Genomic DNA, 12,005 nt, shown 5'->3' with positions numbered 1-12,005 from the left:
CCCGGGGAGAGACTGCCGGGGCGGGCGGCGCCGCCCGCTGATCCGCACAGGGCCTGACAGAAGTGAGAGGCATGGCGATGCCATCCAAGGGAGCGCAGACCGGGCTCCGGGACGACGGCGGCACGGCCGTCGCCGCGCCCGGGACGTCCGGTGACACGGTGGTGGGGGCAGGAAAGGCCGCGAAGACGGCAGGCAGCAGACCGAAGCGTCGCTCGAACGGCAGTACCAACTCGGCCGTCACGCCCTACCTGCTGCTGCTGCCGGCCCTGGTGGCCATGCTGGTGCTGCTGGTCTGGCCGTCCATCGACGAGATCCTCATCTCCTTCCAGCGCCTCAACGCCTTCGAGCTGATCGGGCACGTGACCCGCTGGACCGGCTTCGACAACTACCAGTCGATCCTCTCCAGCTCGACCTTCTGGCAGGTCTTCGAGCGCACGGTGGTGTTCACCGCCGTCAACGTGGTGCTGATCATGGTCGGCGGCACGCTGATCGGGCTGCTGCTGAACCGGCTCGGCACCAAGATCCGCTTCGTGCTGTCGATCGCGCTGGTCTTCGCCTGGGCCGTGCCGGTGCTCGCCGCGACCACCGTCTTCCAGTGGCTCTTCGACCAGCAGACCGGCGTGGTCGACTGGACCCTCGCCCAGCTGGGCTGGAAGAGCATGGCGCACTTCGACTGGATGTCCAACGAGTACTCGGCCTTCTCCGTGGTCGTCCTGTGCATCGTCTGGCAGTCGATACCCTTCGTCGCCTTCAACGTCTACGCGGGCCTGACCACCATCTCCAACGAGCTGTACGAGGCCGCCCGGCTGGACGGCGCGGGACCGCTGCGGATCTTCCGCTCGGTGATCTTCCCGATGCTGAAGCCGTTCTTCTACGGCACCGTCTTCCTGGAGATCATCTGGGTCTTCGGCGCGCTCACCCAGGTGCTGGAGATCACCGGCGGCAACCCGGTCGGCAAGACCGTGACCCTGCCGGTCTACGCCTACGAGGTGGGCGTGGGGCAGCAGGCGTACGGCATGGGCTCCGCCGTCGCGGTGGTCACCATCGTCATGCTCTGCCTGATGATGTCGTTCTACTTCCGCATCATCCTGAAGCAGGAGGACGAGCTGTGAGGCGCTCGCTCGCAACCCGGATCACCTTCAACACCATCGCCCTGGTCCTGGCGGTCGTGTTCATCTTCCCGGTCTACTGGATGATCGTCACGGCCTTCACCCCGGCCAAGGATTTGTTCAGCAAGACCCCGGTGTTCTTCCCGACCGACCTGACCTTCGCGCACTTCAGGACCGTCACCAAGGTCAACGACTTCAGCAACTTCTGGGTCAACAGCCTCACCGCCACCCTCGGCGCGGTGCTGATCTCGCTGGTGATCGCGCTGATGGCCTCGGTGGCCATCGCCCGGATGCGGTTCCGCGGGCGCAAGGCGTTCATCCTGGTGGTCATGGTCGCGCAGATGGCGCCCTGGGCAGTGCTGCAGATCTCGGTCTACATGATCGTCCGCAACAACAACATGCTGGACCAGATCCTCCCGCTGATGCTGTTCTACATGGTGATGATCCTGCCGTTCACCGTCTGGACGCTGCGCAACTTCGTCGGGGCCATCCCCAAGGAGCTGGAGGAGTCGGCGCTGATCGACGGCTGCAACCGGGTCCAGGCGTTCTGGCGGATCATCTTCCCGCTGCTGGCCCCCGGGCTGATGGCCACCTCGCTGTTCGGCTTCATCACCGCCTGGGGCGAGTTCCCGCTGGTGCTGGTGCTGGAGACGGACTCCCCGCACTACACCCTGGCGCTGTGGATCACCTCGTTCCAGACCCAGTTCGGCGACGACTGGGGCGCCACCATGGCCGCCGCGACGCTGTTCGCGGTGCCGGTGCTGGTGCTGTTCATCATCATGCAGCGCCGGGCGGTCGGCGGCCTCACGGCCGGCGCGGTGAAGGGCTGACGTGAGCATCATCGAAAGGACCGCGAGGACCTCGGACACGCTGCACCGCGACGCGCTGGCGGTGCTGCAGCCCGGCTTCGTGGGCACCACCCCGCCGGACTGGCTCCGCCACCACGTGGCCGCGGGGCTCGGCTCGGTGGCCCTGTTCTCCCGCAACGTCACCGACCAGCAGCAACTGGCCGCGCTGACCGCGGAGCTGCGCGCGGAGAACCCCGAGATCCTGGTGGCCGTCGACGAGGAGGGCGGCGACGTCACCCGGCTGGAGTCCGGCAACGGCTCCTCCTGGCCGGGCAACCTCGCCCTGGGCGCCATCGACGACCCCGGGCTGACCCGGGACGTCGCCCGCGAGCTGGGCCGCGCGCTCGCCGAGTGCGGCGTCAACTACAACTGGGCGCCCTCGGCCGACGTCAACTCCAACCCGGGCAACCCGGTGATCGGGGTGCGCTCCTTCGGGGCCGACCCGGACCTGTGCGCCCGGCACACCGCCGCCTGGGTGGAGGGGCTCCAGTCGGTCGGCGTGGCCGCCTGCGCCAAGCACTTCCCCGGGCACGGCGACACCGCCGTCGACTCGCACCTCGGCCTGCCGGTGGTCGACATCGACGTGGACCTGCTGCGCTCGCGCGACCTGGTGCCGTTCAAGGCCGCCATCGCGGCCGGGGCCAAGGCCGTGATGACCGCGCACATCATGGTCCCGGCCCTGGACGGCTCCCGCCCGGCCACGCTCAGCCGGCCGATCCTGGACCTGTTGCGGCGCCCGGCCGCCGAGGGCGGCCTCGGCTACGACGGCCTGATCGTCACCGACGGCATCGAGATGGGCGCGATCGCCCACACCTACGGCACCGCGCGCGGCACCGTGCTCGCGGTCGCCGCCGGGGTGGACGCGATCTGCGTCGGCGGCGGGCTCAGCGACGAGGAGACGGTGCTCCAGCTGCGGGACGCCCTGGTGGCGGCCGTCCGCTCGGGCGAACTGCCGGAGCAGCGGCTGGCCGAGGCCGCCGGGCGGGTCCGCAGGCTGGGCGCGTGGACCGCCGCCCGGGCCCGCACCGGGGGCCGGATCGCGCCGGACCTGTCCATCGGGCTGCGCGCCGCCCGCCGGGCGCTGCGCGTCACCCTCCCGTCCGGGGCGGTCTTCGAGCCGATCACCGACCGGCCCTATGTGCTGTCGCTCAGCCCGGTCGCCAACATCGCGGTCGGCCAGGAGACCCCCTGGGGTGTCGCCGGGATGCTGGCGACCCGGCTGCCCGGCACCAGGACCCGCAGCGCCGGGCCCCGCGAGGCCGCGCCCGAGCTGCTGCCGGGGCTGCTGGAGCAGATCCGGCAGGACGCCGCCGGGCGCCGGGTGGTGGTGGTCGTGCGCGACGCGCACCGGCACGCGTGGATGGACGCCGCCCTGCGCGGGCTGCTGCAACTGCGCCCGGATGCGGCCGTGGTGGAGATGGGGGTGCCGCAGGCGGAGCCGATCGGCGCGCTGCACATCGCCACCCACGGCGCCGCCCGGGTCTGCGGGCTGGCCGCGGTCGAGGTGCTCACCGGCCTTCCGGGGAACCGCTTCTGACGCGCCATCGGATCTACTGAGGGGCGTTCCCCCGTTCCGGCCACTGCAGCCGGGGCGGGGAACGCCCTTTGTGGCAGCGGGAGTTGGGGCGGATGGCGGCCGTACGGCGGGCGGAATCCCAAGGTCCGGCCTACGCCCGGCGTCGGTCCGGTAACGGTTGACCCATGCGTCACACCGGGTTATTGACGCCCCAAATGGTCTAGTCCAAGCTTCCTGCATTCGGATCGGCACGCCCCGGGGGGAGCGTCCTCGAGGGCCCGGCATCCGGCAGCGGCCGCCCGGGCGGCGGGCGGGGCGCCCCCTGCGTTCAAGCGGAGGATGGCATGAATCGTCGGCTTCTGGTCGCTCTCGGCACGGCCGCCACGCTGGCGGCCGTGACCGCCTGCGGGTCCGGCTCGGGCGGCGGCGCGGCCCACGGCTACGCCGGGCAGACCCTGACCGTGTGGCTGATGCAGGGGGACGCCCCCGCCTCCTGGCAGGCGGCCGTGACGGCGCAGTTCGAGGCCGCCTACCCGGGGGCCCGGCTGAACGTCGTCCAGCAGTCCTGGTCCGGCATCCAGGAGCGGCTGTCCGAGGCGCTCTCCGCGCTGACCCCGCCGGACGTGGTGGACATCGGCAACACCCAGACCTCCTACTACGCCTCCATCGGCGGGCTGCTGAACCTCGGCCCGTACCGCAAGCAGCTCGGCGGCGCCGACTGGTCCTCCGCCATGAACGCCTCGACCCTGGTCGGCGGCGTGCAGTACGCCGCGCCCTGGTTCGCCGGGCTGCGGGTGGTGATGTACAACAAGGCGCTCTGGGCCAAGGCCAGGCTCAGCCCGCCGTCCACCCAGGCGCAGTGGATCAGCGATCTGCGGGTGCTGCAGGACACCCCCGGCGTCAGCTCGGCGCTCTGGCTGCCCGGCCAGGACTGGTACGCCTTCGACGGCTTCCTGCAGCAGGCCGGGGCCGGCATCATCGCCCGCAGGGGCAACCGGTGGGTGGGCAACCTGGACTCCCCGGCCGGGCTCAACGCGGCCACGCTGTTCCGGCTGCTCCAGGCGTTCGGCAAGGCGCCCAAGGACAACGACGAGGCGCACCCGGTCCAGGCCGACGAGTTCGCCAAGGGGCACGTCGCCTCGATGATCGCCCTGGGCTACGAGGCCGGCACGGTGCTGCAGGCCAGTCCGGGCATGGCCGACGACATCGGCTGGTTCCCGATCCCCGGGCCTGACAAGGGCGTCCCGGCCAAGACCTTCCTCGGCGGCTCCAACCTGGCCGTGGCCCAGAACACCACCGACCGGACGCTGGCCCTGGGCTTCGTGCGGATCGCCCTGGACGCCGCCAACGAGTCGGCCTTCGCCAAGGCGTCGGGCTTCCTGCCGAACAAGGCCGGCCTGTACCCGGCGCTGCGGGGCAACGCCTACGGCGAGGCGGAGAGCCTGGCTGCGCCCTACGCCGGCTACACCCCGCTCGTCCCCGACTGGGGCGATGTCGAGGCCGGGACCAACCCGATCACCACCGACTTCCTCACCCCGGTGCTGGAGGGTGAGAACCAGGCGCAGGCGGCCGACAAGGCGGACGCGGAGATCACCGCGCGGCTCGGCGGCGGCTGACCCGGGGCCGGGGCGCGTCCGGCCGAGGACGGCACCGGGCCCCGCCGCGCGGGCAGAGCGGCGGGGCCCGGTCGCCTCTCGCGGGGAGGCGAGGAGGCCGCACCTCGAAAGCGCAAGGGCCGTGGCGCCGGGACAGGACCCTCAACCTGTCCGGCACCGCGGCCCGAGGCACAGCCGGGGGCCGCGTCCGCTGCGCAGAGGGTGTGCGGACCCTCAGGGGCGCGGGACGGTGCCGGCCGGCTTCTTCAAGCGGGAGAGGTGCCGGGCGCGGTCAGGGCAGATAGCGCGGCGGCGGTTCTCCTTGGTGCTGACTCCCATTGTGGACTAGACCAATTGGCTTGTCTAGACCATGCCTCCGGCAATCTGTTCCGGCCGCCCGGCGCCCGGCCGCACGCTGACCACGGGCTCTGCCGGATAGGGTCGGAGAATGCCTTCCCTGAACGAGCTGGTGCGCCACCACACCTCCCTGGACAGCGCCGACGTGGAGTGGATCCACCTCCTGGTGTCCGAGTGGCAGCTGCTCTCCGACCTCTCCTTCGCCGACCTGGTGCTGTGGGTGCCCACCCGGGACGGCACCCGCTACGTCTCGCTGGCGCAGATGCGGCCCAATACCGGCCCCACCTCGTACCTGGACGACATGGTCGGGCACCTGGTCCCGCGCGGCCGCCGGCCGATGCTGGACGTGGCGCTGGACGAGGGCCGGATCGTCCGCGAGGGCGACCCGGAGTGGCGGGAGGACGTCCCGGTGCGGGTGGAGTCCATCCCGGTCCGGCGGGAGGGCCGGGTGCTCGGGGTGATCGCCCGCAACACCAACCTGCTGACCGTGCGCACCCCCAGCCGGCTGGAGCTGACCTACCTGCAGAGCGCCTCCGACCTGGCCCAGATGATCGCCGCCGGAACGTTTCCCTTCCCCGGCGAGCAAGTCGACATGGACGCCTCGCCGCGGGCCGGCGACGGCCTGCTCCGGCTGGACGCCGACGGCGTGGTCACCTACGCCAGCCCCAACGCGCTCTCCGCCTACCACCGGCTCGGCCTCGCCGCCGACCTGGTCGGGCTGCACCTCGGCCGGACCACCGCCGAGCTGGCCCCGCCGCAGACCCGCGGCCCGGTGGACGAAGCGCTGGTCAAGCTGGCCAGCGGCTGGGCCCCGCGGCAGGTGGAGGTGGAGTCCACCGAGGGCGTGGTGCAGCTGCGGGCCATCCCGCTGAAGCCCAAGGGCGTGCACACCGGCTCGCTGGTGCTGCTGCGCGACGTCACCGAGCTGCGGCGGCGCGAGCGCGAGCTGATGACCAAGGACGCCACCATCCGCGAGATCCATCACCGGGTGAAGAACAACCTGCAGACGGTGGCCGCGCTGCTGCGGCTCCAGTCCCGCCGGATGGACTCCGAGGCGGCCAAGGGCGCGCTGGACGAGGCCGTGCGCCGGGTGGGCTCGATCGCCATCGTCCACGAGACCCTGTCGCAGAACCTGGACGAGCACGTCGCCTTCGACGAGATCGCCGACCGGGTGCTGACCATGGTGATGGAGCTGTCCCAGGACGGCCTGGTCACCGCCCGGCGCAGCGGCTCCTTCGGCATCCTCCCGGCGGACGTCGCCACCCCCCTGGCCATGGTGCTCACCGAGATCCTGCAGAACGCCCTGGAGCACGCCTACGGCCCCAAGGCGGGCGGGACGGTCGGGGTCTCGGCGGTGCGGCGGCGCGAGCCCGGCGCGCGCGAGGAGCTGCTGCTGATCACCGTCACCGACGACGGACGCGGCCTGCCGGAGGGCTTCGACCCCCAGCAGCAGGGCAATCTGGGGCTGCAGATCGTCCGTACCCTGGTCGTCGGCGAGCTGGGCGGCCGCTTCGACATGGTGGCGGCCGAGCCGGGCGGGACACGGGTGCTGCTGGAGGTGCCGGTCACGGTCGGGCACTGACCGCCCGGCCAGGTCCCGACATACGCGTACACGTCGGCTTTCTCGGGATTAACCCACTTCTCATCGGCTTCGGCACAACTTCGGACGGTAGTCCCTCGTGTACTAGGCGTGGATCCTGACAATCTGACCCTCGCCGCGGCGAACCCCACCGCGGCGACTCTCACCACGGCGACTCTCACAGACCAGCGCCAGCAGCCCGGACGGGCGGCCGGGGCGGTGTGGCCCTCCCGGGCCCCCGCGCCCGCCCGGACCCTGGTGGACGTCCTGGACGACACCGTCCGCCGGTACCCGCTCGCCCCGGCGCTGGACGCCGGGGACGGCGCGGCCCTGGACTACCGCGGCCTGCGCGCGGCGGCCGGCGCGCTCGCCGCCGAGCTGGCCCGGCGCGGCGTCGGCCCCGGCGACCGGGTCGGCGTCCGGAGGCCGTCCGGCACCGCCGGGCTGTACACCGCCGTCCTCGGCGTGCTCTGCGCGGGCGCGGCCTACGTCCCGGTGGACGTGGACGACCCGGACGAGCGCGCCGAGCTGATCTGGGCCGACGCCGGGGTGTGCGCGGTGCTGGGCGAAGGAGGAACGTTCACTCCCGGGCCCGCCCCGGCCGGCGGCGGCTCCCGGCCGCCCGGCCCGGACGACGACGCCTGGATCATCTTCACCTCCGGCACCACCGGGCGCCCCAAGGGCGTCGCGGTCACCCACCGCTCGGCCGCCGCCTTCGTCGACGCCGAGGCCGGGCTGTTCCTGCGGGACGCCCCGCTGGGCCCCGGCGACCGGGTGCTGGCCGGCCTCTCGGTGGCCTTCGACGCCTCCTGCGAGGAGATGTGGCTGGCCTGGCGCAGCGGCGGCTGCCTGGTCCCGGCGCCGCGCTCGCTGGTCCGGGCCGGGGCGGACCTCGGCCCCTGGCTGGCCGAGCGCGGGATCACCGCCGTCTCCACCGTGCCCACGCTGGCCGCGCTGTGGCCGGCCGCCGCACTGGACCGGATCAGGCTGCTGATCGTCGGCGGCGAGGCGTGCCCGGCCGAGCTGGTGGAGCGGCTGGACGCGCCCGGCCGCGAGTTCTGGAACACCTACGGGCCCACCGAGACCACCGTGGTGGCCTGCGGCTCGCGGATGCGCGCCGGGCAGCCGGTACGCATCGGCGAGCCGCTCGACGGTTGGGAGCTGGCCGTGGTCGGCCCCGGGGGCGAACCCGTCGCCTGGGGCGAGGTGGGCGAACTGCTGATCGGGGGAGTGGGCGCCGCCCGCTACCTTGACCCGGCCAAGGACGCCGAGAGGTTCCGGCCGCACCCCGCCCTGCCCGGCCCCCGCTGCTACCGCAGCGGCGACCTGGTCCGGGCCGACCCCGAGGGCCTGGTCTACGTCGGCCGCGCGGACGAGCAGGTCAAGCTCGGCGGGCGGCGGATCGAGCTCGGCGAGATCGACGCCGCCCTGGCCGCCCTTCCCGGCGTCCGGGCGGCGTCCGCCGCGGTGCGCACCACCCCGGCGGGCGGGCAGGTCCTGGTCGGCTACCTGGTGCCGGAGCCGGGTGCCGCCGCGCCCTCGGCGCAGGCGCTGCGGGAGCGGCTGGCCCAGCGGCTGCCGCCCGCGCTGCTGCCGGTGCTCGCCTTCCTGCCGGAGCTGCCCATCCGCACCTCCGGCAAGGTGGACCGGGCGGCCCTGCCCTGGCCGCTCCCGGGCGCCGACGCGCCCGCCGCCGGGGAGCTGTCCGGCACGGCCGGCTGGCTGGCCGAGCGCTGGCGCGAGCTGCTCGGCGTCCCGGCCGGGGCGGACAGCGACTTCTTCGCCCTGGGCGGCACCAGCCTCGCCGCCGCCCGGCTGGTCTCGCTGCTGCGCGAACGCCACCCCGGCGCGTCCGTCGCCGACGTCTACCACCGGCCCCGGCTCGCCGATCTGGCCGCCCACCTGGACCGGGGCCGGGCCGCCGAGGCCGCCGGGGCCGGTGCCGACGGGCTCGATGCCGGTGCCGACGCTGCCCCGGGCCCGGTGCGGTCGGTGCCGCTGCGCGCCGGGGCCGTCCAGGCCGCCGTGCTGACGGCGCTGCAGGCGGTCACCGCCGTGCGCCTGCTGCTGCCGCTGGCCGCCCTGGACAACCTGGTCGGGCCGCTGCCCTGGACCGTGCACACCCCCTGGTGGCTGCTCGGGGTCGGCTGGCTGCTGCTCTCCAGCGCCTTCGGCCGGGCCTCCGTCGGCGCGGGCGGGGCCCGGCTGCTCACCCTGGGCCTGCGCCCGGGCAGCCACCCCCGCGGCGGCGCGGCCCACCTGCGGCTGTGGACCGCCGAACGGCTGGTCGCCGCCTTCAGCGTGGCCGCCGTCGTCGGCACCCCGCTGGCCCGGCGCTACGCCCGGATGCTGGGCTGCCGGGTCGGCCCGGACGTGCACCTGCACACCCTGCCGCCGGTCACCGGGCTGGCCGAGTTCGGCGCGGGCTGCTCGCTGGAACCGGAGGTGGACGCCGCCGGCTGGTGGCTCGACGGCGACCGGCTGCACCTCGGCGCGGTGAGGGTCGGACCCGGCGCGCGGATCGGCACCCGCGCCGTGCTGATGCCCGGGGCGGACGTCGGGGCGGGCGCCGAGATCGCCCCCGGCAGCTGCGTCACCGGCCGGGTGCCGTCCGGGCAGCACTGGCACGGCGTACCGGCCCGGCCGCAGCCGCCGGTGCCCGGCAACGGCGCTGACGGCGCGTCGGCCGCCGCCCGTTGGCCGAACCCGCGCCACCGCCGCTCGCGCGCCTGGGAGCTGGCCTACGGGCTCTCGCTGCCGCTGCTCCAGGGCCTGCCGCTGCTGTCCGCGCTCCCGGCGCTGCTGCTGCTCTACCGCCTGGTCGCGCACCAGCGCACGCTCGGCGGGGCCGGGCTGCGGCTGCTGGCCGCCTCGGGGCCGCTGTCGCTGCTCTCGCTGGCCCTCTACGCGCTGCTGACGGCGGCCCTGGTCCGGCTGCTCTCCCGGCCGCTGACGCCCGGCCTGCACCCCGCGCTCGGCCGCGCCGCCTGGTGCTCCTGGGCCGTGCTCAACCTTACCGGCACCGCCCGGAGCGTCCTCTTCCCGCTCTACGCAAGCCTGTTGACGCCGGGCTGGCTGCGGCTGCTGGGCGCGGACGTCGGCCGCCGGGTCGAGGCGTCCACCGTGCTCGGGCTGCCCGGGCTGATGCGGGTGGACGACTACGCCTTCCTGGCTGACGACACCCTGCTGGCGCCGTTCGAGGTGCGCGGCGGCTGGCTGCGGCTGGGCTCGGCGCGGGTCGGCCGGCGCTCCTTCGTCGGCAACTCCGGCATCGTCGGCCCCGACCGGGCCCTGCCGGACGACTCCCTGGTGGGCGTCCTCTCCGACGTCCCGCCGCCGGGACACCTGGACGCCGGGCCCGGCGGCTCATGGCTGGGCCGGCCGGGGTTCCCGGTCCGGCGCGTCCCGGAGCGGGCCGACGCCGCCCGCACCTACGACCCGCCGCGGCGGCTGGTGTGGGCGCGGGCGGCGGTCGAGCTGTGCCGGGTGGTCCCGGTGCTGCTGAGCGTCCTGCTCGGCGACGCGGCCGTGTGCGGCCTGCAGGCGCTGCTGGCGGCCTCCCCGGGGCCGCTGCCGCTGGTGCTCGGCGGCGGCCTGCTGCTGCTCGGCTGCGGCCTGACGGCCTGCCTGCTGACGACTGCGGCCAAATGGCTGCTGCTCGGCCGCTACCGCGCGGGGCAGCGGCCGCTGTGGAGTTCCTTCGTCTGGCGCAACGAACTCTTCGACAGCTGGGTCGAGGAGCTGGCCATGCCCTGGCTCGGGAGCGCGCTGGTCGGCACGCCGTTCCTGAACCTGTGGCTGCGCAGCCTCGGCGCCGGGATCGGCCGCGGGGTGTGGTGTGAGACCCACTGGCTGCCGGAGCTGGACCTGGTGCGGGTGGGCGCGGGCGCCTCGCTCAACCGGGGCGTGGTGCTGCAGACGCACCTGTTCCACGACCGGCTGCTGCGGATGGACGCGGTGACCGTCGGCGCGGGGGCGACCGTCGGCCCGCACTCCATCGTGCTGCTGGGCGCGGAGCTGGGCGAACGCGCGGTGGTGGGGCCGTCCTCGCTGGTGATGCGCGGGGAGCGGCTGCCCGGCGGCGGACGCTGGCTGGGCAACCCGGTCGCCGACTGGCCGCAGGACCGGGCCCGGAGATGAAGCGAGGCCCTGCCGACCGGGGGGAGGGTCGGCAGGGCCTCTCAGACCTGCTCCGGCCGTCGGGGGGAGTCGGCCGGAGCAGGGGCTCTGGGTGCGGGCCGGGCCCGCGTGCATCGCACGAGTGGCTGCCCTCGGATCCGACGGTATCAAACTGTCGGGCCCGCAGAGCACCACGAGTGGCGTGCGTTGCCTCGGAAAGTACGCCGTCGTGCTCGCCTGGGCGGCTCGGCGCACTCGATCAAGGGCTGATCAGACGTGCGGCTGCGTGGAACAGGTGGTGCGCTGTGCTTCGCGGTACTGCCGTTCCGGGGGTGTGGTGCTCCGAAGAGGCACAACCCCCGGACCCCCGGCGGTGCTTGAGTGCGTGTCAGGCCGTGCGGGCACGGTTGCGGGCGGCACGGCGCTTCATCGCGCGGCGCTCGTCCTCGCTCATACCGCCCCAGACGCCGGCGTCCTGACCGGTCTCCAGGGCCCACTGCAGGCAGCTTTCCATGACGGGGCAGCGACGGCACACGGCCTTCGCCTCCTCGATCTGCAGCAGGGCCGGCCCCGTGTTGCCGATGGGGAAGAACAGCTCGGGGTCCTCTTCCCGGCAGACAGCGCGGTGGCGCCAGTCCATGGTGATCCAACTCCTCCTGCCTGCGGGTTTACCCCCACAGACACCTGGTTGCTTGTGAATGTGAACGCTTTCACGAACCCATGGGCGGACACAGGGCCGACAGGTGGGTCGGCATACGGGTGCTCGCAGCGTTGCGGTGGGTTCGGGCGACTTGGGCGGGTGTCCGGTGACGGACTGTCCCGATCGCCAGGTAAAGGTTCGCAAACCTCGACCCCGGATACAACCCCCTTCGGGAAGTAAAT

7 protein-coding genes are annotated in these 12,005 nt (G+C 73.8%); 6 read left to right on the top strand and 1 reads right to left on the bottom strand.

What is annotated here, in order from left to right:
- Positions 1 to 71: 71 nt before the first annotated feature.
- The 6 genes from GXW83_RS29445 (at position 72) to GXW83_RS29420 (ending at position 11,144) form a co-directional block, all read left to right on the top strand.
- Entirely contained in the window at positions 72 to 1,112 is a 1,041-nt protein-coding gene (locus GXW83_RS29445) for a carbohydrate ABC transporter permease (protein ID WP_225447317.1), read from the top strand.
- Positions 1,109 to 1,939 (top strand): carbohydrate ABC transporter permease, encoded by an 831-nt coding sequence (locus GXW83_RS29440; protein ID WP_182446078.1) that lies wholly within the window; start codon positions 1,109 to 1,111, stop codon positions 1,937 to 1,939. Before GXW83_RS29445 ends, GXW83_RS29440 begins: the two co-directional genes overlap by 4 nt.
- 10 nt (positions 1,940 to 1,949) lie before the next feature.
- Complete coding sequence (locus GXW83_RS29435; RefSeq protein ID WP_182447635.1) at positions 1,950 to 3,494, top strand: glycoside hydrolase family 3 protein; 1,545 nt, start codon at positions 1,950 to 1,952, stop codon at positions 3,492 to 3,494.
- A 323-nt stretch (positions 3,495 to 3,817) separates the two neighbouring features.
- Positions 3,818 to 5,089 (top strand): extracellular solute-binding protein, encoded by a 1,272-nt coding sequence (locus GXW83_RS29430; protein WP_182446077.1) that lies wholly within the window; start codon positions 3,818 to 3,820, stop codon positions 5,087 to 5,089.
- A gap of 427 nt (positions 5,090 to 5,516) precedes the next feature.
- On the top strand, positions 5,517 to 7,007 hold the full coding sequence (locus GXW83_RS29425; protein WP_182446076.1) for a sensor histidine kinase: 1,491 nt from the start codon (positions 5,517 to 5,519) through the stop codon (positions 7,005 to 7,007).
- 216 nt (positions 7,008 to 7,223) lie between these two features.
- Positions 7,224 to 11,144, top strand: a complete 3,921-nt coding sequence (locus GXW83_RS29420) for a Pls/PosA family non-ribosomal peptide synthetase (protein WP_182447634.1) — start codon at positions 7,224 to 7,226, stop codon at positions 11,142 to 11,144.
- Positions 11,145 to 11,511: 367 nt separating this feature from the next.
- Here GXW83_RS29420 and GXW83_RS29415 read toward each other — a convergent pair whose 3' ends face one another.
- Entirely contained in the window at positions 11,512 to 11,763 is a 252-nt protein-coding gene (locus GXW83_RS29415) for a WhiB family transcriptional regulator (RefSeq protein ID WP_030257455.1), read from the bottom strand.
- Positions 11,764 to 12,005 lie beyond the last annotated feature (242 nt).

It is taken from the genome of Streptacidiphilus sp. PB12-B1b, assembly GCF_014084125.1.
Lineage (GTDB): Bacteria > Actinomycetota > Actinomycetes > Streptomycetales > Streptomycetaceae > Streptacidiphilus.
Note: the sequence above shows the minus strand (reverse complement) of the source record. Positions and strands in the feature narration are given on the sequence as shown.

What these genes read in the sequence shown, in the direction of transcription:
- GXW83_RS29445 (WP_225447317.1), top strand. Translation starts at nt 72, where the DNA reads ATGGCGATGCCATCCAAGGGAGCGCAGACCGGGCTCCGGGACGACGGC.
- GXW83_RS29430 (WP_182446077.1), top strand. Translation starts at nt 3,818, where the DNA reads ATGAATCGTCGGCTTCTGGTCGCTCTCGGCACGGCCGCCACGCTGGCG.
- GXW83_RS29425 (WP_182446076.1), top strand. Translation starts at nt 5,517, where the DNA reads ATGCCTTCCCTGAACGAGCTGGTGCGCCACCACACCTCCCTGGACAGC.
- GXW83_RS29415 (WP_030257455.1), bottom strand. Translation starts at nt 11,763, where the DNA reads ATGGACTGGCGCCACCGCGCTGTCTGCCGGGAAGAGGACCCCGAGCTG.